The organism is Actinomycetospora sp., assembly GCF_036497245.1.
In the GTDB taxonomy this organism is placed as follows: domain Bacteria; phylum Actinomycetota; class Actinomycetes; order Mycobacteriales; family Pseudonocardiaceae; genus Actinomycetospora.
Map to the genome: position 1 here is coordinate 1 of NZ_DASXJS010000246.1, position 24285 is coordinate 24285.

Sequence of the window (24285 nt, forward strand, 5' to 3'; positions counted from 1 at the left end):
GGCACCAGCACGACGAACCCGTCGCCGCCGGTCTCCGCGGCGAGCGCGAGCGCCCCGGCGGGGTCGTCGAGTCCGACGGTGCGGACCGGGATCGTGTCCAGGTCGAGCACCCCGGCCTGCACCGTGCGCCAGACCCGCAGCGCCGTCCGGTGGGAGAACATCCACGACCCGCGCAGGGTGAGCCTGCGTCGCATGAGGTCGCCGTAGGGCAGCCCGAGGTCCTCGCGCACCCCGCCGATCAGCACCATCGTCCCGCCGGGGCGCAAGGCGTCGTAGCCCGCAAGCGTGGGGTCCGGGGACCCGACGGCGCCGAGCGCGTCGAGCACGACGTCGACCTCGCCCGCCTCGGTGATCGCAGCAGCGGTGCCCTCGCGATCGGTCAGGGGGACGGTCCGCACCCGGGGGTCGAGCGCGGCGAGGCGGGCGAGCGCGGTCTCGTTGCGACCCACCGCAACGACCCGGGACGCTCCGCCGGCCAGCGCGAGCCGCACCCCCGCGCCCCCGAGCCCTCCGGTGGCGCCGAGGACGGCGATCGCGTCGCCCGCCGCCATCCCCGGCCACGCCAGCCCCTCGGCGGCGATCGCGAACCAGCCCAGCAGCGCGAGCCGTTCCGGGGCCCACGTCTCCGCTCCGGGCAGCCGGACGAGCGTCTCCTTCGGCGCCACGACCCGCTCGGCGAACGTCCCGTCGCGCCAGCGGTCCTGCATCGCGGTCACCGTCGGGGTGACCTCGCCCCGCCCGCCGATGCCGGTCCACCCGACGAGGAACTCCTGCGGGTCGGCGACGTCCCCCGAGGAGAGCAGCACGGTGTGGGCGACGACGTCGCCGGGCGCGAGGCCCAGGACGTCGTCGGCGACGGCGAGCACCCTCCCGACGCCGCCCGCCCCGAGCACGAGCGGCGTGGGGACGCGGCCGCGCGGCCTGGCCGCGACGACGTGGGTGTAGGCGGGGACGTGTGCCGCGAGGATCTCCAGCAGCACGCCGCCGGGCCGGACCTGGGGTTCGTCGAGCTCGGAGAGTCGCAGGCCGTCGCCGGGGCGTTCGAGTGTCCATGCACGCATGCGGTCCAGTTTCGGCGCGCACAGCCTGGTATCCAGTGGGCGCTCATCCTGGTATTGGTAGTACTCGTGACGACCGTCGAGCTGGGCGCGTTCCTGCGCAGCCGTCGCGAACGAATCTCCCCCTCCGACGTCGGGCTGCCGCCCGGCGGGCGACGCCGCACGCCCGGGCTGCGCCGCGAGGAGCTCGCACTGATCTCCGGGGTGAGCACGAGCTGGTACACGTTCCTCGAGCAGGGCCGCGACGTCCGCCCGTCCGCCCAAGTCCTCGACGCGCTCGCCGGCGCGCTCTCGCTCACCGACGACGAGCGCGACCACCTGCTACGCCTCGGCGGGCTGGCTCCGGCCGCGCCCGCGCCGGGCCCCGAGCGGGTCGATCCGGGGCTCGCGGACCTCGTCGACGCGGTCGGCGGGCGGCCCGCCTACGTCACGGCGGCGAGCTTCGACGTACTCGCGATCAACGACGCAGCGCGGGAACTGTTCACCGGGATGGCCGGCACGGCGGGCAACGTCGCGCTCTGGGCGTTCACCGACCCGCGCGCCGACGAGGTCCTCGTGGACCGTGAGGAGGTCGCCCGCGGCGTGCTCGCCCGCCTGCGCGCGGCCACCGTCCGCCATCCCGACGACGCCCGGGTCACCGCCGTCGTCGAGACCCTCCTCCGGGAGTCCGCGGAAGCCGCCGCCTGGTGGTCACGCCAGGACGTCCGCGACGACCGCTCGGGGCGCAAACGGGTCCGTCACCCCCGCCTCGGCGAGGTCACGCTCACCCACACCGTGCTGCATCCCGCGGAGCGCCCGGATCTCACGCTGGTGGTCTACGGAGCGCCAGGTGGCCTGCGGCCTTGTGAGCACTTTCGGGGGTCATAGCACCGGAAAGTGCTCACAAGGCCGGAGGCCACCTACAGCAGGAACAGCATCGCGGCCATCGCGAGGCTCATGCCGGCCTGGCCGATGAGCTGCACGGGGCCGTGCGCGAGGACCCCCACCGCGCGCGGGACCGCCGGAGCGGCCACGGCCACCCCGCCCGGCGAGGCGTCTGCTCCCGTACCGGCGTCACCCGGCTCCGTCGTCCCGACGGCGGGTGCGGCACCCGCCTCCGGCGCCGCACCACGGGCCCGCCGGGTGACGACCACGATCGTCACGACCGCGTGGACCACCAGGTAGAGCGCGAGCAGGGCCGCGAGGACGAGCAGCGTCGGCGAGGTCGCGGTGTGGCCCGCGTGCTCCCCGCCCGACATCGGCATCCCGGACATGTCCATCCCCGGCATGCCCGGCATCGACTCCGCGCCGGACGACGCCGCGGCCGGGGCCATGGCCAGGTACATCACGATCATCGCCGCGTCGACCAGCAGCAGGTGCGTGGGGTGCGCGGTGCACCGGTCGAGCCCGATGACCGACCCCAGGGGCTCGGAGCGCACCCGCGCCGTCACCAGCACCGCCAGCCAGCCGGCCGCCGCGACGCCGAAGACGACCGCCCCGGCCACCGGCGGGACCAGGCCCGCCGTGACGGGCGTCGCCATGAGGACCATCGCCACGCCCATGACGACGTGGTTCGCCTCCGCCGCCGCGATCCGGTGCCCACGACGTGGACCGTGCGCGGCCAGCGAGACCGCACACAGGGCGGTCGTCAGCACGAAGACGGTCGCGACCGCCATGCCGAACCAGCCGTCGACCATGGTCAAGGCCTCCAGGGAGCGTCGGGGAGCGCTAGAGCCGCCGCCGACCGTACGAGGTCCACCCCACGAACCCGTACGACCTGAGGTGTTCCCGCTTTTCTCTCATGTTCGGGAACCGGAGGGAACCCCGTGACGACGAGCACCCGGGTGGTGTCGTCCCGGCCCGCCGTCGGCGGGGAGACTGTCGGCGACGGGTCGTCGTCTCCTCGGCGGCCCCGGGACCGGAGGTTCGGCAGGCGATGGACGACGCCGTCATCACCGACGCCGCGCTGGCCGCGCGCGACGGTGACCGGGCGGCCGCGGCACGGTTCGTGGAGCTCACCCAGCAGCAGGTGTGGCGGTTGCTGGTCCACCTCGCCGATCACGGGGCCGCCGCCGACCTGGCCCAGGAGACCTACGAGCGCGCCTTCGGCTCGCTGCGCCGGTTCCGCGCCGACGCCCCGGCGCGCACGTGGTTGCTGGCCATCGCGCGCCGCGTGGCCGCGGACCACCTGCGCCGTCGCGCCCGCCGCCCCGTCGACCCCGCCCCGATCCACGACGGCGACCAGCCGCTGGTCACCGCCCGGCCCGGGGACGTCGCGGAGGGGATCGCGCTGCGCCTGGCCGTGGACGCGCTGCCCACCGAACGGCGCGAGGCCTTCGTCCTCACCCAGATGCTGGGTCTCGGGTACGCCGAGGCGGCACTCGTCGCGGGCTGCCCGATCGGCACCGTCCGCTCCCGGGTCGCCCGCGCCCGGGCCGACCTCGTCGAGGCCCTGGACGCGGGCACCGAGACGCCCGAGGTGGTGAGCCGTGAGCCCTGACGCGGACCGGCGGTGGCGCGCAGACGGCGGGAACTCCCGCGCCCCCGCACGCGACCTGCCCACCATGGGGTCCATGGACTGCGCCGTCTGCCGCGAGGAGCTCTCGGCGGAGCTCGACGGTGAAGGCGATCCCGCCTGCCGCCCGGCCGTGCTCGCCCACCTCGAGACCTGCGCGCCCTGCACCCGCTGGCGGGAGCAGGCCGCCGTCGTCACCCGCCTGACCCGCACCGGTCCCGCCGAGGCGGGCCCCGACCTGATCGCCCGCGTGCTGCCCGCGGCACCGCGGCCGCGGCGCCTGCGGCTCGGGGTGCGGGTGGCGCTCGTGGCGGTCGGGGTGGCCCAGATCGTGCTGGGGGTGCTCTCCCTGGCCGGAACCGCCGGGCACGGCGGTGGCGTGGCGATGCTCGGCGGCGCGGACATGGCGCACATGAGCCACGAGACCGCCGCCTGGAACCTGGCGCTCGGGGCGGCCTTCCTCGCGGGCGCCTCCTGGACCCGCCACCTCGCCGGGCTGCTCCCGGTGCTCGGCGCGTTCATCGTCGTGCTCGGTGTCCTCTCCGGTCTCGACCTCGCGGCCGGCCGGGTGGAGCCCGATCGCGTCGCGACGCACGCGCTGCTGCTCGTGGGCTTCGCGCTCTCCGTCCTGGTCGTGCGCAGCGGCCCCGCCCGCACGCCGAGCCCCGCCCCGTCCGCCACGGGCCCCGGAGATCGCCCCGGGCTCGCCCGCACGCCTCCGGCGCCGGCCCCCGCGCGGCGCGACAACCTGGGCCCCGTCGCCCACGACCGTCCCCCGCGCCGAGACGCTGCATGAGCACCGCCGCGCCCCCGGCCGAACGCCCCGCTCCTCCCGGCCCGGCCCGGCCGCCCCGCCCGGCGGTGCGCCTCGCGGTCGGACTCGTCGCGACCGCCGTCGCCGTCGTCGCGGTGGTGCTCGTCGTCGGGGCCTGGGGCGACGTGCCCTACCGCGCCCTGGGGGTCAGCGCGCCCCCGGAGGGGCTGCGCATCGCGGTCCCCCTGCTGCGGGCGGTCGTGGTGCTCGCCGCGGGCCTGACCCTCGGGAGCCTGGTCGCCGCGACGGTCGTCCTGCCCGGGCGCTCCCGGGCCCGGGCGCTGTCCGCCGACGCATACGCCGCGGTGCGCCGCGCGGGAACGGCGGCCGCGCTGTGGGCGCTCGCCGCGTCGGCCGCCGTGCCGCTCACCGTCGTCGTCGGCACCGGCGGCGACACCCGGGTGCTGAGCACCCCCGACGCGTTCCTCGCCTCGGTCGGCGCCCTCGAGGAGCCCGCGGGCTTCCTCGTCGCAGCGGTCGCGGCCGCCGTCGTCGCCGTGATGTGCCGGATGACGTTCTCCTGGCGCACGGCGGTGGGGGCACTGGCCCCGGCGCTGCTCGCCGTCATCGCGCCGGTCGCCACGGGGCACGTCGCGAGCGTCGGGGGCGGGCACGACATCGCCACCGACGCCGCGGTCCTGGCCGCCGTCGCGCTCGCCGCCTGGCTGGGTACGGCCGTGGCGGTCGACCGCCACCGGGCGCTGGGTCGTCCCGACGAGGACGTCGTCGCGCGACGGGCGCGGCGGGTCACCCGGGTCGCCGCGCCGGTCGCGCTCGCCGGGCTCGCGACCGTCGACGCCTGGCTGGTCCGCGACGGGTGGCTGACCCTCTACGGCGGGCTCGCCGCCGCGGCGCTGGTGCTGGTGCTGGTCGCCGCCCTGCCGCTCGTGGTCCCCCGCCTGCCCCCGGGATGGACCCTCACCGCGCTCGGTCTCACGGCGGTCGTCGCGGGCCTCACGGCGAGCGGCCTGCCCCCCGGGCTGCTGCGCTCGGCGACGGCGCAGGAGACGCTCATCGGGTTCGACCTGCCCGGGCCGCCGAGCGTGCTCGGGCTGCTCGGTCCCGGCCGGGTGAACGTGCTGGCCGACCTGGCGTGCCTGCTGCTCGCCGGGGCCTACGTGGCGGGCGTGCTGCGCCTGCGCGCCCGCGGCGACGCCTGGCCACCGGGGCGGACGTCCGCGTGGCTCGCCGGGTGCGTGCTGCTCGCATGGACCACGACGAGCGGCTTCGGCGAGTACGCGATGGCGATGTTCAGCGTGCACATGGGCAGCCACATGCTGCTCTCGATGCTCGTGCCGATCCTGCTGGTGCTCGGCGGCCCGGTCACGCTCGCGCTGCGCGCGCTCCCGCCGTCCCGCTCGGGCGACGACGGGGCTCCCGCCCTGGACGGCCCCCGCGCATGGTTGCTCTCGCTGATCGGCTCACCGGTGTCGCGGCTGCTGACCCACCCGGTGGTCGCGCTCGTCGTGTTCGTCGGGTCGTTCTACGCGCTGTACTTCTCGCCGATCTTCGCCGCGGCACTGCCGTACCACTGGGCGCACCAGCTGATGTACCTCCATTTCGTGGTCACCGGCTACGTGTTCTTCTGGCTGATCATCGGGGTGGACCGGTCACCGTGGCCGTTGCCGCACGTGGCGCGCCTGGCGCTGCTGCTCGCGTCGATGCCCTTCCACGCGTTCTTCGGCGTCGCCCTGCTCGGCGCGGACACCGTGATCGGGGACCGCTTCTTCGGCGACCTCGCGCTGCCGTGGGTCCCGGACCTGCTCGCCGACCAGAGCCTCGGCGGCGGGATCGCGTGGTCCGCGGGCGAGGTGCCGCTGCTCGTGGTGGTCATCGCCCTGCTCGTGCAGTGGTCACGTCACGACGGCCGCGAGGGCGCCCGTCACGACCGCCACGCCGACCGGGACGGCGACGCGGATCTCGCCGCCTACAACGCGATGCTCGCCGACCTGGCCCGCCGCCGGCCCTGAGCCGGGGTCCGGGTCCCGGCTACTGAGCAGCGGTCCACCGGGCCGCGGCACGGATCGCCGCTGGTCACCCTTCCGGGGCCGGACAGCTCACCGACCCGCCGCTGGGCGACACGCGGCGACCGCACCCCGCAGGACACGCTCCCGTCCACCGTCCCGACGCGTTGAACCGGACGAGTCACCACCGACGTCGGGGAGGCACCCATGGGCAAGCGCTCAGCGGTGAAGCAGAGCCGCAACCTGAGCATCGGGTCCCGCACACCCCTGATCGTCGGAATCCTCGTCGTCGGTGTGCTCGCGGTCGTCATCGGCAGCACCCTGTTCAGCAAGGGAGACGACGCAGACGCCGCCGGCGGCGGGTCCTCCACCGCAGGCCCGATCCCGATCACCCGCGCCGCGGTCCAGTTCCCGGCCAAGGTCGACGGGGGCGTCGTCACCGTGGGACCGGACGGCAAGGCCGCGAAGAAGGGGAGCAGCAAGAAGGCGCCGCCGCACACCCTCGACGTCTACGAGGACGCGTTGTGCCCCGCCTGCCAGGCCCTCGAGTCCCGCGGCGGCGCGCGGCTGGCGAAGGCGGCGGCGGACGGCACCATGCGCATCCGCTACCACCTGCTCAACATGCTCGACCAGCGATCGGCCCCGCAGGGCTACTCGACGCTGGGCGGCAACGCGATGATGTGCGGAGCCGAGAACGGGATCTTCCCCGACCTGCACGTCAGCCTCTACACCGCGCAGCCCGAGGAGGGCGGCGCCGGCTGGACGGCCGACCAGATCGTCGACCTCGGCAAGCGCCTCGGGGCGGGGCCGGGCTTCGAGCCCTGCGTGCGCAGCGGGGCCCACGCCAAGGACATCTCGACGAACTTCGGGCAGGCCGCCAACGACCCGAAGCTGGTGCGCCAGGGCTCGAGCGGCTTCGGCACCCCGACCCTCGTCCTCGACGGCGCGCTGCTCCAGCCCGGGGACACGCGCCTCGACAAGCTGGTGCCCACCACGCCCTGACCCCTCGCGCGGCGGCGGCCGGGCCAGGAGACTCTCCAGGGCCCGACCCGAGGAGTGCCACACGATGCTCACCGCCGAGCACATGGAGTCGCTGATCCGTCGCTACTTCGACGGGTGCAACGACGCCGACGTCGCGGGCATGGTCGCCTGCTTCACCCCGGACGCCGTGCACTACTTCCCGCCGGGGATGTACGGCGGGGCCTGGCGCGGCGCCGACACCATCGCCGCGAACTGGGCGCACCGGGTCGCGACGCTCGGCTCCGCCTGGACCATCGACCGGGTCCTCACCGACCCGGAGAGCGCCCAGGCCGTCATCGAGTGGAGCCACTTCAAGACCGCGGGCGGCACGCTCCTGCGCGGCGACGAGTGGTACGTCTTCGACCGCGTCTCGGGCCTGATCAGCGAGATCCGCGCGTACTACGCCTCCCCCGTCGACCCGGACCGCCCCGAGCTCGCCCTCGACGGCTTCGACTACGAGGGCCGGGGCTACCCGATGACCTGCCCGGTCCCGCGCCCGCACCCGTCCCAGGCCGCGACGTGACGATCTCCCCCCAGTCCGCGCGACGATCGTGTTCCGGGCCCTCGGCGGACTAGCCTGGTCCCCGAGGGGGGATCGCCGTGCGGGACGAGGAGCTGATCGTCGAGTTCGCCCTGACGCTCCTGGACCACCCCGGCCTCGATCTGGAGGAGATCGCGGCGCTGCTGGTCCGCCGCGTGGGGCCCGAACGGATGCTCGAGTTCGCGGCGCAGAACCTGGCCGACCGCGGCGAGCTCCGGGGCGCCCTGTTCGACGCGGCCGTCGAGCGGGTCATGCGCGTCGTGCTGGCGCTGCGCGACGCCCAGGACTGATCTACCCCGACTGCGGCTGGAACCGCCGCAACCGCAGGCTGTTGCCGACGACGAAGATGCTCGAGACGCCCATGACGGCGCCCGCGATCATCGGGTTCAGCAGCCCGAACGCGGCCAACGGCAGCGCCGCGACGTTGTAGACGAACGCCCAGAAGAGGTTCCCCCGGATCGTCGAGAGCGTGCGCCGCGCGAGGCGCAGGGCGTCGGTGACCCCGCGCAGGTCGTCCCCGACCAGGGTCAGGTCGCCGGCGTCGACGGCCAGCGCGGACCCGCCGCCCATCGCCAGACCGAGGTCCGCGCGGGCCAGGGCGGCCGCGTCGTTGACACCGTCGCCGACCATCGCGACGACCTTGCCCTCGCCGCGCAGCCGGTCGATGACGTCGGCCTTCTCGGTGGGCAGCACCTCGGCGACGACGTCCTCGGCGGCGATCCCGACCTCGGCGGCCACCGCGTGCGCCGCGGCGGTGTTGTCGCCGGTCAGCAGCACCGGGCGCAGGCCCATCGTCCGCATCCGGGCGACCGCCTCGGCGGAGGTCGGCCGGAGGGTGTCGGCGACGGCGAGCACGGCGCGCGCCTCGAGCCGGCCGTCGCCGTCGGTCCAGGCCAGGACGACGGCGGTGGCGCCCGCGGCCTCGGCGTCACGGTGGGCGCGGTCGAGGTCGGGCGGGAGCTCGACGCCCTCGTCCTCGACGAGACGCCGGCGTCCGACGACGACCGCGGCCCCGTCGACGGTGCCGCGGACACCGAGCCCGTCGACCACCTCGACGCCGTCGGCGTGCCCGGGCCGCGTGTCCCGCCCGGCTTCGACGAGCGCCCGCGCCACCGGGTGGTCCACGTCGGTCTCCAGCGCGAGCACCCGGCGCCAGACCGCCTCGTCGTCGACACCCTCGCCGACCGTCACCGACCGCAGGCCCATCCGGCCCGTCGTCACCGTCCCGGTCTTGTCGAGCACCACGGTGTCGACCTTCTTCGTGGTCTCCAGCACCTGCGGACCGCGCAGCAGGATCCCGAGCTTGCGTCCACGACCCGCCGCCACGGCGAGGGCCGTCGGGGTCGCGAGGCCCAGCGCGCACGGGCAGGCCACGACGAGCACGGCCATCGCGGCCGCGATCGCGAAGCCCGCGTCGGCGTCGGCGAACCACCAGAAGCCGAAGGTGTAGGAGGCGAGCACGAGCACGACCGGCACGAAGCGCCCGGCGATCTTGTCCGCGAGGCGCTGGACCGAGGCCTTGCCGAGCTGGGCGTCCTGCACCCGCCGGGTCAGGCGGGCCCACTGGGTGTCGGCGCCGACGCCCGTCGCGCGGACCACGAGCCGTCCCGTGGCGCAGCGCGTCCCGGCGAGCACGCGGGTGCCGGCAGCGGCGTCGACGGGTACGGACTCGCCGGTCATGGCGGCGACGTCGAGGGTGGCGGCGCCGTCGGTGACCACGCCGTCCACCGGCACCGTGTCACCGTCGCCGACGAGGACGTGGTCGCCCACCGCCACGTTCTCCACCGGCACGCGCAGCGCGCGGTCGGCGACGAGCAGGACCGCGTCGGGCGTCGCCCGCTCGTCAACGCCCGCCCCGCCCGCGGCCATCGCCTTCCGTCGGCCCCGCAGCTCGATCCAGCGCCCGACCAGGACGGCGGTGACGATCGCGACCGCCGCCTCGAGGTAGATCGTGCGGGTGCCGCCCCAGACGTCGGGCGCGGGGATCAGCGAGAAGCTGTGCCGGACCCCGCCGAGCCCCGCTTCGCCGAAGAACAGCGTCCCGACCGACCAGCCGACCGCCGAGAGCACCCCGACCGAGACGAGCGTGTCCATCGTCAGCGACCGGTGCCGCAGGTGGCGCCACGCCGCCTGGTGGAACCGCCACCCGCCCCAGAAGACGACCGGTACCGCCAGCACCAGCGAGAACCACTGCCAGTACCGGAACTGCCAGGCCGCGTTCATCGCGACGGCGATGACCGGCAGGCTCAGCGTGAGGCACACCAGGGCGCGGTGCCGCAGGTCGGCGACCTCGGGGTCGTCGTCGGGCTGCGGCTCGGACTGGGCGGCTTCTGCGCGAGGGGAACCCTCGGGCGCCTCCAGCGTCCGGAGCTTCCCCTCGCGCGGGAGGCGCGGGGCGGGCACCTCGGCACGAGGGGAGCCGGTCGGAACGGCGGGGGCCGTGCTCGTGACCGACGCCGCTCCACCCGTCGTCACCACCGACGCCCCGAAGCCGAGCTTCTCGACGACGCGGACGATCGCGTCGGGGTCGCCGTCGTGGGAGACGCGCGCGCGGCCGGTCGCGAGGTTCACCTCCGCGGTGACGCCCTCGAGCTTCCCGAGACGCCGCTCGATCCGCGACGTGCACGCGCCGCACGTCATGCCGGTCACGGCGAGCTCGGTGATACGGGCGGCCGGCGGGGACGACAGGGACGAGGTGGCCGTCATCGGCGCGTGCTCCTGGGGAGACGGGGGTCCGGGGCGGGCCGACGGTAGGCAGCGGCGCCGACCCCATCCGTCGGAGCTGAGGACCGCCCTCCGCCCACCCGTCGACCGGTGCCACGCGGCCGACGAGCGGTCGTCGCGCTGGCCCGATCAGAGCAGAGGTCCCGTAGGAGCTCTCAGCGCGCGGTGGTCATCCCAGGCCGACCATCGCGCCGAAGTAGGCCGGGAACGACGCGACGATCGCCACGACGATCAGCACGTACCAGGCCGCGAGACCCCACCCGTGACGACGGACCAGGCCCTCGCCCGCGGGCTCACCACCGAGGTTGCCCTCGCGCAGGTTGTGCACCGTCGTGAACCAGAAGATCGCGAGCACCGCGACCCACGCGACCATGCAGTACGGGCACAGCGCGTGGATGGTGACCAGGCTCTGCACGATCAGCCAGTGGATGAACAGCACACCGGCGAACGAGCCGATCTGCAGCGCCCACCACACCCACCGCGGCAGCTCGGCCCCCGAGACGACGAGCGCCCCGCACGCCGCGACCACCGGGAACGTCAGCAGGCCGATCACCGGGTTCGGGAACCCGAGCACCGACGCCTGTGCCGTTTTCATGATCGTCCCGCAGGAGAGCACCGGGTCGATCGAGCAGCTCGGGATGTAGTCCGGGTTGGCCAGCAGGTCGAGCTTCTCGATGAGCAGGACCAGCGCGACGACGGCCCCGACGAGGCCGCCGACGAGCAGCACCCATCCGGTGCCGCGCACCGGGGCGGCGAGGTCCGCGTCGTCGGGGTCATCCCGCTCGGGAGTCCCGACGACGGACGTGGTCGCGGTCGGTTCCGGTGTCCCGACGGCGGGAGTCGCGGTGGGGGTCGCGGGGGCCTGGGCGGCCTGTCCGGTGGTCCGCTGATCGGTCCCGGCTGGTCCGGCTCCGGCTCCGTGCTGGCCGGCGCCTGCGGTACCCGGCATCGGCGGTGGGCCGACGACACTCGCGATCGGCGCGGTGGGAGCGGCAGCCGCCTCGCCGGCACCGACCGTGGCGGTCGCACTCGTGCCGGGCCCGGCCTCGGCTCCGGGCCGGGCGTCCCCGGGCGCCGCGTGTCGCCCGCCCGCTCCCTTGCCGTGCTCGGCCATGCTCGTCGTCTCCTCACCGTCGCGCGCGACGTGTCCCCGGTCCTCGTGCACGTCGCCGCCGGGCCGCGGCCGGTTCCCGGCCGTGACGCGTTCCCCTCCATCGTGACGCGTCGCCCGTCCGGGAGTGTCAACGACCCGCGTTCCATCCCCCGACGGCGCACCCGCGACCCGGCCCGCTCGTCGAGGTCATCGGACCGGGCCCGCTGAACGGCCTCATCCCGTGTCGGTCCCGGCTCCTTCCGGCGTGATCGACATCTGGGTGACGAAGTGCTCGCTGAGCGAGCACTTCGCCACCCGGATCGCGATCATGGCGACACGTTCGGGTCGACGGGCAGCCCGCTGACCCATGGCCACGGTCGGATCCACCTCGATCACGCACCGTCGATGTGCGCGAGGCCCCGTCCAGAGGTCCTGATGTCAGCGATGCGCCACCGCTGGATCCCCCGCCCCTGGACGACGCCCGCCACCTCACCGATGGCACCCTCACCCGCGTGGCCGACGTCGAGGTGGTCCGGGCCGACGCGGAGAACCGGGACGAGGCCCGTGACGTCCGCCTCCGCGCGCTCACCGACGCGCCCGGCGCCTTCGCCGCCTTCCGTGAGCAGGAGGAGGCCCTCGACGACGCCGAGTGGCTGCGCCGGGTCACGACGAACGCCTGGTTCCTCGTCCGGGCCGACGGTGAGGCGGTGGGCCTCGCCTGCGGGATCCCCGAGCCGCAGGACGAGGCCGGGCGCCATCTGGTGGGAATGTGGGTCGAACCGGCCTTCCGTGGGCGCGGGCTGTCGGATCTGCTCGTCGCCGCGCTGATGGCCTGGGCCCGCCGCGAGGGCGCGCAGACGCTCGCGCTGTGGGTGGTCGACGGCAACGACCGCGCCCTCGGGCTCTACGAGCGCCTCGGCTTCGAGGCCACCGGCGAGCGCCAACCGCTCCCAGGGGACCCCGAGGTCATGGAGTCCCGCATGCGATTGATCCTCTGAGCGGTCTCACGCCACGGCCGCCGCGTCCCGCCGGACGAGGGCGAGATCGAGCGCGAGGCCGCCGTCGAGCGGCACCCGGTCGACGCGGGGATGGTGCTCCGGTGCGCTGACCAGCACGATCACGTGCTCGCCCGGCCCCACGCGCGCCGGGTCCAGCCTGGCCGTGAAGCCGCCCCCGGCATCGGTGCCGGCGCGGGCGAGCTGGGCCCCGGCCGCGTCGATCATGGTCGCGACCGCGCCGGGGACGGCGAGCCCGCTCCCGTCGCGGACCACCCCGCGCACGACCGCGGACCGCGAATCGACGACCGCCGGAACCTCCGCGGCACCGGTCCGGACGCCGTCGCCGTCATCCGCCCGAACGCCGTCCTGCCCGCCGACCACGACCGTCGCCGCCCCGAGGGCCGGCACCACCCGACGGCGCTCGACCACCGACAGCCCCAGCGCCAGCACCGCCGCCACGAGGGCCGCCCCGGCGAGCAGCCCCCACCCGGCGCGGACCGACCCGAACTCCGACGGCAGGCCGGTGGTGTGCGCGCCGATCACCGACACCAGCAGCGCCACTCCCAGCACCGAGCCCACCTGGCGCGCGGTGTTGATCAGCGACGAGCCCGACCCCCACCGGGGCGCCGGCAGCGCAGACCCGACCACCGAGGACAGCGTCGGGAGGATCAGCCCGACGCCGAGCCCCGTCAGCAACTGGCCCGGCAGCATCCCGCCGAGGTAGTCCGGGGTGACGCCCAGGTTCAGCAGCCACCACACGGGGCCCGCCGCGAACGCGAGCGTGCCGACGAAGGCGACCGGCCCGATCCCGAACCGCCCGGACAGGTGCCCGGCCAGCCGCGACACCACCACGACGACGAGCGGCCCCGCGGCGAGGCCGAGTCCCGCGGCCTGCGGCGACCAGCCCCACGTACCGGTCATGTAGAGGACGTTGACGACGAGCATCCCGGCGAAGCCGGTGGTGAACGCGACCATGACGAGCGCCGCGAGGGCGACGACCGGGACGCGCAGCACCGCGAGATCGAGCGCCGGGACCGGGTGGCGGCGCGAGCGGAGCACGACCAGCACGAGCCCGACGACGGCGACCGCGAACCCGGCGAGCACCTCCGGCCCGCCCCAACCGGAGTCGGGCGTGCGGACCAGGGCGAAGGCGAGCGCCCCGACGCCGACGACGATGCCGAGCGCGCCCAGCAGGTCGGGCATGCCGGTGCGGGCGACCTCGGGGTCGCGCAGCACGCGCCGGCCGGCGACGAACGCGACGACGCCGACGGGCACGTTCACCAGGAACACCCAGTGCCAGGACAGTTCGACGAGCAGGCCGCCCAGCGGCGGGCCGAGGGCCGCGGCGACCGCCCCGATCGACGCCCACGCCCCAACGGCCCGCGTGCGCCGTTCGGCGGGGTAGGCCGCGAGGAGCAACGACAGCGACGTCGGCATGACCAGCGCGGCGCCGACCGCCTGGATCGCCCGCGCCGCGACCAGCAACCAGACGCCGGGCGCGGCGGCGCAGGCGGCCGAGGCGAGGGTGAACACCGCGAGCCCGGCGAGGAAGACCTGCTTGTGGCCGAAGCGGTCCGCGAGCCGGCCGGCGAGCGCGAGGAACGCCGCGAACACCACGGTGTAGCCGTTGAGGATCCACGACATCTCGCCGAGGTCGGTGCCCGGGAAGTTCGCGCGGATGTCGGGGAACGCGATGTTGACGATGAACAGGTCGAGGCTCGACAGGAACGCCGCGGCCGAGGTGACGAGCAGGACGGCGCCGGGGCGGGCGGTGCTCATGGCCGATCCCTTTCTGAGAGCAGGGCCTTCGGGAGGCGGACCGATCGGTCCCTCGGTCGCCCCACCCCCGAACGAACGACTCGTTCGTGGCTTCTATGTGCACGAACGAGTCGTTCGTTCCGGATCAGGGCGGGCGGATCGGGGCGGGCGAATCGATGCGGGTGCGGGCGAGTGGCGGCGGGCGGAGCGGGTCAGGCGCCGACGAGGCGGCGGGCGAGGTCGACCGCGGCGTCGGCGGCCGGATCGAGACGGTCGTCGAGGCGGTCCCGGTAGGCCGCCTGGAGGTAGAGCCCGTCGACCAGCAGCCAGAGCTGCTCGACCAGCCGGTCGGGGTCCTCGACGCCGAGGCGCCCGACCCGCTCCGCAATCGCGGCCCGGGTCTCGGCGAGCTGGGCGTGCGCGACGCCTGCGGGCGCCTCGTCGCCGTCGAGGGCGTCGTCCTCGGGGAACTCCGCGAGGTAGTTGCGGAAGGCGCACCCGCGGAAACCGGGGCGGCGCACCGTGGCCGCCACCTCCGCGATCAGCGCCACGAGCTGCTCGCCCGGGTCGTCCCCCGCGGCCTCGAGGACCCGCCGCGCGGACTCGGCCCGGCGCTCCCGGGCACGCTCGAGGTACGCGGCCACCAGGTCGGACTTGGCGGGGAAGTGCTGGTAGAGCAGGTTCTTCCCGGTCCCGGCCTCGGTGATGATCCGGTTCATCCCGACGGCGCGGACCCCGTGGTCGTAGAACAGCCGGGACGCGACACCGAGGATGCGCTCCCGGGTGCCCGGTGCGGGCGTGCGTGCCATGGCGTTCCACCTCCTCGACGACCAGCGTAGCGGACCGATCGGTCCCGCACCAGCACGGCCCGCGTCGACCCCGAGGGTGAGTCGCTGTACCGCACCGTCCCCGGCGACAGCCGCTACCCGGCCGTCCGGCCCCGCACCGCCACCTCGCCGAGCACCGTCATCCCGACGCCCCGCCCGCGCGCCGTCCGCGCGAGCCACACCCCGGCCTCGAGGTTCGCGGCTCCGCGTCCGGCCAGCCGGGCGACCCCGATGACCACCCCACCGCCCGCGACGCCCTCGACGACGAGCCACGACGCCTCGTCCGCCGGGCGTGCCCGGAGGAACCGCGCGTAGGCACGCTCGCGGGCGAGCGTCCAGTCCTCGGGGTCGGGCGCGGCGTCCGGCGGCATCACCTCCCACGGCAGCGCTCCGGCGACGGCGGCGGCGACGACCGCGGCGACGTCGTCGGCGTCGCCGCGATCGAGGCGGCGCAAGGTGATCGCGGGCCGCACCGGTGTGCTCATGGGGCGCAGCGTGCGCCGGGCGCCGGTCCTGCGACCAGCCGATTATCCCGACTACTGTGACCGCCGTCACAGATCAGCGAGTCGAAGCGCGACGCTCCCGATCGACGCGGAGATGTCGCCACCCCACCGACCCGAGGAGCACCCCGTGGACTGGACCCTGGAAGTCGTCGTCCTGCCCGTCAGCGATCTCGACCGCGCGGTCGCCTTCTATCGCGACCAGGTCGGCTTCACCCTCGACCACCGCACCACGAACGAGCACATGGACGTCGCCCAGCTGACCCCCCGCGGCTCCGGCGCGTCGATCGTGGTCGGGACCCTGCCCGCCCAGAACGAGATGGCGCCGGGCTCGATGCGGGGACTGCAGCTCTGCGTCGCCGACGCCGGCGCGGCACACGCGGAGCTCGCTGGGCGCGGCGTGCCGGTCAGCGACCCGCAGGTCCTCGACCCGCGCGACGGCGGCACGTTCTTCGGCTTCGCCGACCCGGACGGCAACACCTGGGCGATCCAGGAGCTCCGGGTCCGTGGGGAGCGCCCGCTCATCCCACGGGTGGACGCGGACGCCGCCCGTGCGTGGGCCCAGCACGCTTCGTAGCCTGGGCGAACGCGCAGCGTGGCCTGTCAACGGATCTAGGGCTGTGATTCGCGTCTCACTGATCTGGGTGCCTCCCCACGGTGGCCAGGACCACCAGAGTCGCAGTGGGCCATGCTGTGAAACCCCACGCGGCGCTGTCCGATCACCCGTTTCCGGTACCAGCGTCACCAAGGGTGTCGAGATGTCTCCGTGACTCGATCGTGATCGTTCACGTCATCCTTCCCCCGGTACGGCGCGCAGCACTTACCCTCCGTATGTCATTGTCAGGATGCCGAACGATGTCGGGGTCGGGACGCGTCCGGAGCACGGCCGGGAACCCGGCCGCCGGATCCGAGGGGGATGATCTTCGTGGACGATTTCCGCCCGCCCCACCACGACGACTCCGACACACCTGACGGCGGCGCGCCCGCCGAGGTCGCCCCGCCGGGCCTGCGCCATCTCGTGGACGCCGTCCTCGAGGAGGCCGAGGCGATCGAGGACCGCCTGGACGCCTGCGACGCCTACGTCGTGCTGGTGTCCGATCCCGCGACCGGGGCGATCGACTCCTACGGGCCCTTCGACGGCACGACCGCGCTGCTCGACGCCGCCCGGCGCAGGCGCGGTCTCGACGACGGCGACCTCACCGACGTCGCGGTGACGGTCGTGCGCCACCACATGCCCGAGGCCGACGAGTCCGGGGCGCACGCGATCGCCTCCTGAGACCGCGCGACCCCGGACGGCGGGCGACCCCGGACGGCGGGCGACCTCCGCCGACGGGCGGCCTCCCACGACGGCGACCGGCGGGCGCACCGATCGATCCGGCGCGCCCGGGACGGCCGAACCCCTCGCGGACCCGCAGGCCGTGGGGTCCGGACGACGAACGGGGAGTGCATGTCTCGCGGGCGGATCTGGCTGGGCGCGGGCCTGGTCGTGGCGGTGCTCGTCGTGCTCGGGGTGATCAGCCTCGTCGACCGGCCGGCACCCACCGGGGCCGCGTCGACCCCGGGCGATCCCGTCGCCGCCGCACGGCTGGCCGTTCCCCGCAGGCAGGCCGACGACCCGCTCGCGCTCGGCCGCGTCGACGCCCCCGTCGTCGTCGCCGAGTGGGGCGACTTCCAGTGCCCCTTCTGCCGGCTCTACACCGAGCGCACCGAGCCGGCCCTGCTCCAGCACTACGTCGCGACCGGCCAGGTCCGCGTCGAGTGGCACGACTTCGCCTACCTCGGCCCCGAGTCGGTCCTGGCCGCCCGCGCGGCCCGGGCGGCCGGGCGCCAGGGGAAGTTCTGGCCGTTCCACGACGTGCTCTACCGCGAGCAGCCCCGGGAGAACAGCGGCGCGGTCACCGAGGCCTCGTTGACCGCACAGGCGCAGCGTCTCGGCCTCGACGTCGACCGCTTCCGTGCCGACTTCGCCGACCCCGCGATCGCGCGGGCCGTCGCCGACGACGAGGCCGCGGGCGCCCGGATCGGCGTGAACGGGGTGCCGAGCTTCGTCATGGGGGACCAGCTGATCTTCGGGGCGCAGCCGACGGCGACGTTCGAGCAGGCCATCGACGCCGCCCTCGCCCGGGCCCGGTGACCGGGCCGCCGACGTGATCGACATCGGCTACCTCACCGCCTTCGCCGGCGGGGTGCTCGCCCTGCTCAGTCCGTGCAGTGCCCTGTTGCTGCCCTCGTTCCTCGCCTACGCGGTGGCGAGTCGCACCGGGCTGGTCGCCCGCACGGCCCTGTTCGGCCTCGGCCTGGCGGCGATGCTCGTCCCCCTCGGCGCGGGCGCCGGTGCCCTCGCGGGCCTGGTGACGCTGCACCGCGAGCTGCTGATCGCGATCGTCGGCTGGCTGGTGGTCGCGCTCGGCGTCGTGCAGATCCTCGGCGGTGGCTGGAGCCTGCGCCCGGCGGCGCGGGTGCAGCAACGGATGGCGGCCCGCGGGACCGCCGCCTCGACGGTGGGGCTCGGCGCCGCCTACGGGCTCGCGGGGTTCTGCTCCGGGCCGATCCTCGGCGCGGTGCTCACCGTGGCCGCCGCCGGCGGAGCCGCGGTGCGCGGCGCGGCCCTGCTCGCGGTGTACGCGGTCGGGATGACCCTCCCGCTGTTCGTGCTCGCCCTGCTCTGGCAGCGCTTCGATCTCGGGCGGCGGCGCTGGCTGCGCGGGCGTGAGTACCGGATCGGGCCGCTGCGCCTGCACACCACCTCGACGTTGTCCGGACTACTCTTCATCGGCGTCGGGCTGCTGTTCCTGCTCGCCGACGGGACCGCGGGCCTGCTGGGCGCGGACCCGGCGGTGGCGCAGGCCGGTGAGGACGCCGCGGTCCGGATCGGGTCGGCCGTGCCCGACGTCGTGCTCCTGGGAGGTGCCGTGCTGGTGGTCGTCGCCGTGGCGGCATGGCAGCTGCGCCGCCGGGCCGGGACCCGCCGGTGACCGCGCGGCAGGCGAGCCCGCTCACCGCGCTCGCGACCGTCCCCGGCTTCGCGCTCGACGTGGCCGCCGAGGTGGCCGCGACCTTCGGCAGGCGTCGCACGCGGCTGCTCGGCCTCGTCGCGAACCTCGTGCTCGCGCTGGGCTACGTCGGCTGGTCGCACTGGCACCCGAACCGGCCGGAGATGTTCGCCGCCGCGCACCTCGGTGTGGCGGTCGTGGTGTGGATCATGGCCGACGTCGTCAACACCAACCAGCTGGGCGCCGACGGCGAGGAGGTGGCGGCCCAGCTGGCCCGGGGTCGCGGCGTGGCGCGCATCCTCGCGACGAAGAACCTCGCGCTCGCCACGGTGATCGCGCCGGTCGCGCTCGCGGTGACGCTGGGCGCCCAGGCCCTCGCGAGCCGCGCGCCGGATCTCGGTCGTGCCTCGCTCGCCGACGTGGGCGCGGTCTTCTGCTGGCTGGGCCTGGGCAGTGTGCTGTCGGTGCTCATGCCCTACCGGCCGCTGCCGTGGCGGGACCGCCTCGCCGCGCGGCACACCTGGTTGCGCTGGACGGTGTGCGTGACCGCGCCGTGGATCGTCGTGCTGGGACTCGAGCCCGCGCTCGGCGTCGCGGATCGCGCGGCGGGCCTGACCGGCCGCGGCGGCACCCTCGCGCTGGGCATCGTGTGCTGGGGGCTCGGCCTCGCCGCGGCGGCCCGCCTGGCCCGCAGACGGAACCAGGCGTTGCGACGGCAATTGCACGGCTCACCGGCCGCGTTGTGACGTGTCGATCACCGAATGCGCAACGATCCGATCACTGCGGTTTGGCGAAAATCGGCGGGCGTGAGCCCCGGCGCGCTCGGGAAGCCGATCAGTGATGCCGACGGTCCCCGAGGCGAGGAGCTGATGAGTCGTGACCGCTGACGACCACCGCACCGTTCCCACCCGCACGCGCCGCTGGGTCGCCCGGTTCGCGGCCGCGAGCACCGTCGCCGTGGCGACGGTGGCGTTGAGCCTCGGATCCGCCTCGGCCCAGCCGGCTCCGGGCGCGGCCGGGACCGCGCCCGCTCCGGCGACGACCGCGGGCACGCCGTGCGCCATCACCGTCAAGGCGTGCATGGACCTCTCGAGCCGCCAGGCCTGGCTCACCGACGGCGCGGGCCACGTCGTGGGCGGACCGTTCGCCGCGCGGGGCGGGAAATCGGGCGCGACGACCCCGGTCGGCACCTTCACCGTCCAGAAGAAGGTCAAGAACTACTGGAGCAAGGCGTTCGACGCGCCGATGCCGAACTCGGTCTTCTTCAAGCCCGGCTACGCCTTCCACGCGGACAACCCCAAGGTCCCGTCGAACGGCTGCATCCACCTCACCCGGTCGGCCTCGCAGCGGTTCTTCGACACGCTCAAACCGGGCGACCGGGTCCAGATCGTCTCCTGACGACGGATGCTCACATGGTGTCGTGGCCGTACATGCGGCCCAGCGGGTCGTGGATGAACTCGATGCGGGCACCGTCGGGGTCGGTGCAGTAGATCGAGGTGCCCGACTCCAGCATGTAGTCGGCACCGCGCTCGTCGAGCCGGTCCTTGATCTGGTGCCAGTGTTCCTCGGACACCGAGATGCACAGGTGGTGCAGGCCGCCGAGGACCTCCTGGTACGGCCCGGGCTCGACGCCGGGCAGGTCGAAGAAGGCCAGGTGGTTGCCTGCGCCGACGTCGAAGAAGAAGTGGGTGGAGCCCGCGAGGTCACGGTTCTCGAAGAGCACCGTCACGGGGAAGCCCGCGATGTTCTGGTACCAGTCCACCGTGGTGCGCACGTCGGCGCAGATGAGCGCGCAGTGGTGGATCCCGCGGCCGGTGGACCGCGGCCGGTTCTCGCGCGAGTAGAGGAACTCGGCGCGGATGCGGTCGCGGGTCTCGGCGAGGGCCCGGCGCTGGTCCTCGGTGATCAGGCTCGACTTGTCGCCGCCCTCGTGCTCGTCCGCCGCCCGGGTCGGTTCCGGGGTGACGGTCGCTTCGGTGGTCATCGTCGGTTCTCCTCCTCGATCGCCGCGGGCGGTCGGCCCGCGGACGTCAGTCGCCTCTAGCCGCCCAGCCCCTCGTGCATCTCCCACACGAGGAGCTCGGCGTCGGTGGTGGCGGTCAGCGTGGGCCGCCCGGCGGCCCGCAGGCGCGCGGCGTCCCCGGCCCGGAGCGCGACGGGGCCGTCCGCCACCGTGAGCTCCGCGGCGCCGCGGGCCAGGTGGACGTGCAGGTACTCGGCGTCCGGGAGGTCCAGCACGCGACCGGCCGGGGGTCGCCCGACGTGCAGCGCGGCCGACGCGATCCCCAGCCGGACCCCGGGCCCGCCGTCGTCGCGCGCCATCCCGGAGGCGGCCACCACGAGGTCGCCGCAGGCGAGGGCCGCGCAGAGGTCGCGCTGCTCGTGGTCGGGCGCGGCGCCGGGCGAGTCGGGCAGCAGCCACATCTGAACGAGATGCAGGCCCGCGGCGGCGGGGTCGGCGGTGTCGGTGACGGCGTGGCGCTCGGAATGCTCGATGCCGCGGCCCGCACTCACCCGCTGGACCGATCCCGGCCGCAGCTCGCCCGCGTGCCCCTCGGAGTCGGCGTGGGCCAGGGCGCCGGCGAGCACCCAGGTGACGATCTCGGTGTCGCGGTGGGCGTGGGTGTCGTACCCGGCCCCGGGGGCGATGCGGTCCTCGTTGTGGGCGAGCAGCAGCCCGTGATGGGTGTTGCCCGGCTCGTGGTGATGGCCGAACGAGAACGCGTGCCTGCTCTCGATCCCCGGCCAGGCCGTCACGGCGCGATCGCCCGCGCGGCGTACGTCGACGGTCCTCGTCGTCCCGGACACGGCAGGCACCCCCTCGCCGTCTTGGTTGAACGTTCACCTACCGTAGCCGAGAACGCCCCCGCGTCCGAACCCTATTCCGTCGCGGCGGATCACCACACGTCGTCGACGAGCACGGTGACGTCCACCGGCTCCAACCCCGTCGCCTCCCGGACGCCCCGCGCGACGACGGTGCGGATCCGCTCGCCGAGCGCCTGGAGATCCTGACCGTACGCGGCGGCGAGGGTGATCTGCACGGCCGTGGACCCGCCCGTGACCCCGGCCCGGACGTCGGGCACGACCTCCCCGACGACGCCGTGGCCGTCCGCCGCGAGGCCGCTCAGCGCCACCTCCACCCCGGGCACCTGGCCCGCGAGGTGCCGGGCGAGGGCAACCACGACGCGCGACGCCACCCGGGTGTGCCCGAGCGGGGAGTCGAGCCGTCCGTACTCCGGCTCCTGCGACCCGGCGCGCACCCGGCGCATGGCCGCCTCGACCACGGACGTCGGGGCCCGTGGCCGGTCGGCGGCGACGGCGCGCACCGGTCCCCACAGGCGCTCGAACTCCCCGAGGGCCGCGCGGCAGTGCGGACAGGTGCGCTGGTGCTCGTCGAGCTCGTCGCCCCGGCCCTCGGCGACCTGCTCGACGAGCGGGCCCGTCCACCGCCCGCAGGCCAGGCGCGATTCGGGTGTGGGATGCGCGGTCGGCCCCGTCATGCGGACCAGCTCCTCATCTCGGCGAGCAGGGTGGTGCGTGCGCGGGCGAGTCGCCCGCGCAGCGTGGCCTCGGAGACCTTCGTGACCGCGGCCGCCTGGGCGTAGCTCAGGCCCTCGATCTGACAGAGCACGAACGGCACCCGCTGGGTGTCCGGCAGGCGCGCGATCGCCTCGAGGCCGGCCCGCAGCTCCTCGCCCGCCACCACCGAGCGCTCCGGTCCGGCGACGGAGGCGAGGTCGTCGTCGGTGGGCTCGTCGGGGGCGGTGCGGCGCGCGCGGCGCTGGAGGTCGAGGCTGCGGTTGACGACGACACGGTAGAGCCACGTGGTGAACGCGGAGCCGCCGGCGAAGCCCGACAGGGTCGTCCAGAGCTGGATGACGACCTCCTGCGTGACGTCGTCGGCGTCCGCGGGGTCGCCGGTGATCCGCAGCGCGATGCGGTAGATCCGGTCGCGGTGGCGCCGGATCAGTTCCTCGTAGGCACCCAGCTCACCCTCGCGCGCCTTCCGGACCAACCACCGGTCGACCTGCGCGCCGCGCTCGTCCGTCATCGTGCCGCCATCAGTGGCGGCGCCGCCATCGGACGTCACCCCCCGTCACTACCCGCGCTGAGCGCGCCGGAATCCGCTGGTGTCCGGAGGTGCTCCGGTGGCATCGTGCGGTCGTGAGCAGTGTCGCGGATCCTCACCTCCCCGCCCTGGATTTCCCCCGGTCGCCGACGGAGCCCACGCCCGACGAGCAGCGGGCCTCACTGCTCGCCGACCCCGGCTTCGGGCGGGTGTTCTCCGATCACATGGCGGTCGCGTCGTGGAGCGCGGAGCGCGGCTGGCACGACGACGGCGTGCGGGGCCTCGAGCCCATGACGCTGCACCCGGCGGCCGCCGTCCTGCACTACGCCCAGGAGATCTTCGAGGGCCTCAAGGCGTACCGGCAGCCCGACGGGTCGGTGGCGCTGTTCCGGCCCGACCTCAACGCGGCCCGGTTCGCGCACTCGGCGCGCCGGCTCTCGCTGCCCGAGCTGCCCGTCTCGGCGTTCGTCACCGCTGTCACCGAGCTGGTCCGGCTCGACGCCGCCTGGGTGCCGGAACCGCCCGCGACGCTCTACCTGCGGCCGTTCACCGTCGCCACCGAGGCCTTCCTCGGGGTGCGCGCCTCGGACGAGGCCCGCTTCGCGGTCCTGGCCTCGCCGGCCGGGTCGTTCTTCTCCGGGCGCGACGCGGGCCTCACGCTGTGGATCGCACCGGACCTCTCGCGCGCGGCACCCGGCGGCACCGGCGACGCGAAGTGCGGCGGCAACTACGCGGCGGGCCTGGCGGCCCAGGGCGTGGCCCGTGCGCACGACTGCGACCAGGTGCTCTTCCTCGACGCCGTCGAGCACCGGTGGCTCGAGGAGTCCGGGACGATGAACGTCCTGCTGGTGACCGCCGACGGCGACCTCGTGACCCCGCCGCTCGGGACGATCCTCGACGGGGTCACCCGCCGCAGCGTCCTCGAGCTCGCGGCCGGGCACGGGCTGCGTCCCGTGGAGCGGCCGGTGTCGGTCGAGGAGCTGCGCGACGGCGCGCGGAGCGGGGCGATCACCGAGGTGTTCGCCTCCGGGACGGCGGCGGTGATCAGCCCGATCGTGCGCTTCCGCGAGCCGGGCGGGGAGTTCACGGTCGGCGGCGGCACGCCGGGACCGCGCACGCAGGCCTTGCGCGCCGAGCTCGTCGACCTGCAGTTCGGTCGTACCGCGGACCCACGGGGCTGGCGGGTCCCGGTCGCCTGACGGGGCATCCCTGCCCGGCCTGGCCGTCGAGACTTGGCCTGGCCGTCGAGGGGCACACCACGCAGCCTCGGCCCGCCCTCGAGCTGCCTGGCGTGCCCTTGATCAGGCGGAGCCACCCGCGAGCACCCTCGCCGACCTGCGGCGTTAGGCCGAACAGTCGATCGTCTGACTCTGCTTGACGTAACGGAACGGAGTCCTCTTACGACACACGGTCACGAGCACCCCCGCCTCGG

Annotated in this window: 26 protein-coding genes; 15 read left to right on the plus strand and 11 right to left on the minus strand. The window is 75.0% G+C overall.

The features are described from left to right. Positions 1–1061 (minus strand): zinc-binding dehydrogenase (locus VGI02_RS25710; RefSeq protein WP_331632308.1); only part of this gene is annotated, 1061 nt, incomplete at its 3' end. Between the two features lie 66 nt (positions 1062–1127). Between VGI02_RS25710 and VGI02_RS25715 the strand changes: the two genes are divergently transcribed. Further along, complete coding sequence (locus VGI02_RS25715) at positions 1128–1925, plus strand: helix-turn-helix transcriptional regulator (RefSeq protein WP_331632310.1); 798 nt, start codon at positions 1128–1130, stop codon at positions 1923–1925. Positions 1926–1957: 32 nt separating this feature from the next. On the opposite strand, the gene VGI02_RS25720 is transcribed toward VGI02_RS25715, so the two are convergent. Next, entirely contained in the window at positions 1958–2734 is a 777-nt protein-coding gene (locus VGI02_RS25720) for a DUF5134 domain-containing protein (RefSeq protein ID WP_331632411.1), read from the minus strand. Positions 2735–2973: 239 nt separating this feature from the next. Between VGI02_RS25720 and VGI02_RS25725 the strand changes: the two genes are divergently transcribed. From VGI02_RS25725 to VGI02_RS25750, 6 genes are all read left to right on the plus strand, one after another. After that, positions 2974–3537 (plus strand): sigma-70 family RNA polymerase sigma factor, encoded by a 564-nt coding sequence (locus VGI02_RS25725; RefSeq protein WP_331632312.1) that lies wholly within the window; start codon positions 2974–2976, stop codon positions 3535–3537. Further along, positions 3527–4348: a hypothetical protein gene (locus tag VGI02_RS25730; RefSeq protein ID WP_331632315.1), complete on the plus strand. Its 822-nt coding sequence runs from the start codon at positions 3527–3529 to the stop codon at positions 4346–4348. The genes VGI02_RS25725 and VGI02_RS25730 overlap by 11 nt, the downstream gene beginning before the upstream one ends. Beyond that, entirely contained in the window at positions 4345–6336 is a 1992-nt protein-coding gene (locus tag VGI02_RS25735; protein WP_331632318.1) for a cytochrome c oxidase assembly protein, read from the plus strand. Before VGI02_RS25730 ends, VGI02_RS25735 begins: the two co-directional genes overlap by 4 nt. 201 nt (positions 6337–6537) lie before the next feature. Next, positions 6538–7332 (plus strand): DsbA family protein, encoded by a 795-nt coding sequence (locus tag VGI02_RS25740; protein WP_331632321.1) that lies wholly within the window; start codon positions 6538–6540, stop codon positions 7330–7332. Between the two features lie 64 nt (positions 7333–7396). Next, entirely contained in the window at positions 7397–7873 is a 477-nt protein-coding gene (locus VGI02_RS25745; RefSeq protein WP_331632323.1) for a nuclear transport factor 2 family protein, read from the plus strand. Positions 7874–7950: 77 nt separating this feature from the next. After that, positions 7951–8181: a hypothetical protein gene (locus VGI02_RS25750; RefSeq protein WP_331632326.1), complete on the plus strand. Its 231-nt coding sequence runs from the start codon at positions 7951–7953 to the stop codon at positions 8179–8181. A 1-nt stretch (position 8182) separates the two neighbouring features. Here the strand turns inward: VGI02_RS25750 and VGI02_RS25755 are convergent, their stop codons facing one another. Continuing rightward, positions 8183–10597, minus strand: coding sequence for a heavy metal translocating P-type ATPase (locus tag VGI02_RS25755; RefSeq protein ID WP_331632328.1), 2415 nt, complete (start codon positions 10595–10597; stop codon positions 8183–8185). Positions 10598–10784: 187 nt separating this feature from the next. After that, entirely contained in the window at positions 10785–11729 is a 945-nt protein-coding gene (locus tag VGI02_RS25760; protein ID WP_331632330.1) for a vitamin K epoxide reductase family protein, read from the minus strand. A 491-nt stretch (positions 11730–12220) separates the two neighbouring features. On the opposite strand from VGI02_RS25760, the gene VGI02_RS25765 reads away from it, so the two are divergent. Further along, positions 12221–12706: a GNAT family N-acetyltransferase gene (locus VGI02_RS25765; RefSeq protein ID WP_331632333.1), complete on the plus strand. Its 486-nt coding sequence runs from the start codon at positions 12221–12223 to the stop codon at positions 12704–12706. Between the two features lie 6 nt (positions 12707–12712). Here VGI02_RS25765 and VGI02_RS25770 read toward each other — a convergent pair whose 3' ends face one another. The 3 genes from VGI02_RS25770 to VGI02_RS25780 all read right to left on the minus strand — a co-directional run bounded on the left by VGI02_RS25770 (position 12713) and on the right by VGI02_RS25780 (position 15776). Further along, the gene (locus VGI02_RS25770; protein ID WP_331632335.1) at positions 12713–14485 is read right to left on the minus strand and encodes a DHA2 family efflux MFS transporter permease subunit; all 1773 of its coding nucleotides are present in this window, start codon (positions 14483–14485) and stop codon (positions 12713–12715) included. A 191-nt stretch (positions 14486–14676) separates the two neighbouring features. Further along, on the minus strand, positions 14677–15273 hold the full coding sequence (locus tag VGI02_RS25775) for a TetR/AcrR family transcriptional regulator (RefSeq protein WP_331632337.1): 597 nt from the start codon (positions 15271–15273) through the stop codon (positions 14677–14679). Positions 15274–15386: 113 nt separating this feature from the next. After that, positions 15387–15776, minus strand: coding sequence for a GNAT family N-acetyltransferase (locus tag VGI02_RS25780; RefSeq protein ID WP_331632339.1), 390 nt, complete (start codon positions 15774–15776; stop codon positions 15387–15389). 145 nt (positions 15777–15921) lie between these two features. Here VGI02_RS25780 and VGI02_RS25785 point away from each other — a divergent pair, with 145 nt between their 5' ends. From VGI02_RS25785 to VGI02_RS25810, 6 genes are all read left to right on the plus strand, one after another. Further along, positions 15922–16368 (plus strand): VOC family protein, encoded by a 447-nt coding sequence (locus VGI02_RS25785; protein ID WP_331632341.1) that lies wholly within the window; start codon positions 15922–15924, stop codon positions 16366–16368. A 348-nt stretch (positions 16369–16716) separates the two neighbouring features. Next, complete coding sequence (locus VGI02_RS25790; RefSeq protein WP_331632343.1) at positions 16717–17067, plus strand: hypothetical protein; 351 nt, start codon at positions 16717–16719, stop codon at positions 17065–17067. 171 nt (positions 17068–17238) lie between these two features. Then, positions 17239–17925, plus strand: a complete 687-nt coding sequence (locus tag VGI02_RS25795) for a DsbA family protein (RefSeq protein WP_331632345.1) — start codon at positions 17239–17241, stop codon at positions 17923–17925. A gap of 13 nt (positions 17926–17938) precedes the next feature. Further along, on the plus strand, positions 17939–18766 hold the full coding sequence (locus tag VGI02_RS25800; RefSeq protein ID WP_331632347.1) for a cytochrome c biogenesis CcdA family protein: 828 nt from the start codon (positions 17939–17941) through the stop codon (positions 18764–18766). After that, complete coding sequence (locus VGI02_RS25805) at positions 18763–19530, plus strand: hypothetical protein (RefSeq protein WP_331632349.1); 768 nt, start codon at positions 18763–18765, stop codon at positions 19528–19530. Before VGI02_RS25800 ends, VGI02_RS25805 begins: the two co-directional genes overlap by 4 nt. A gap of 130 nt (positions 19531–19660) precedes the next feature. Further along, a complete protein-coding gene (locus VGI02_RS25810; RefSeq protein WP_331632351.1) occupies positions 19661–20182 on the plus strand; it encodes a L,D-transpeptidase in 522 nt (173 codons plus the stop codon). Positions 20183–20192: 10 nt separating this feature from the next. Here VGI02_RS25810 and VGI02_RS25815 read toward each other — a convergent pair whose 3' ends face one another. The 4 genes from VGI02_RS25815 to VGI02_RS25830 form a co-directional block, all read right to left on the minus strand. Next, positions 20193–20768, minus strand: coding sequence for a VOC family protein (locus VGI02_RS25815; RefSeq protein ID WP_331632353.1), 576 nt, complete (start codon positions 20766–20768; stop codon positions 20193–20195). A gap of 56 nt (positions 20769–20824) precedes the next feature. Further along, positions 20825–21592 (minus strand): pirin family protein, encoded by a 768-nt coding sequence (locus tag VGI02_RS25820; protein ID WP_331632355.1) that lies wholly within the window; start codon positions 21590–21592, stop codon positions 20825–20827. An 89-nt stretch (positions 21593–21681) separates the two neighbouring features. Continuing rightward, positions 21682–22284, minus strand: a complete 603-nt coding sequence (locus VGI02_RS25825; RefSeq protein WP_331632358.1) for an Asp23/Gls24 family envelope stress response protein — start codon at positions 22282–22284, stop codon at positions 21682–21684. Continuing rightward, positions 22281–22835, minus strand: a complete 555-nt coding sequence (locus VGI02_RS25830; protein ID WP_331632360.1) for an RNA polymerase sigma factor — start codon at positions 22833–22835, stop codon at positions 22281–22283. The genes VGI02_RS25825 and VGI02_RS25830 overlap by 4 nt, the downstream gene beginning before the upstream one ends. 113 nt (positions 22836–22948) lie before the next feature. Here VGI02_RS25830 and VGI02_RS25835 point away from each other — a divergent pair, with 113 nt between their 5' ends. Continuing rightward, positions 22949–24052 carry a branched-chain amino acid aminotransferase gene (locus tag VGI02_RS25835; protein ID WP_331632362.1) on the plus strand — a complete coding sequence of 368 codons (1104 nt, stop codon included), beginning with the start codon at positions 22949–22951 and terminating at the stop codon, positions 24050–24052. The last annotated feature ends 233 nt before the right edge of the window (positions 24053–24285 follow it).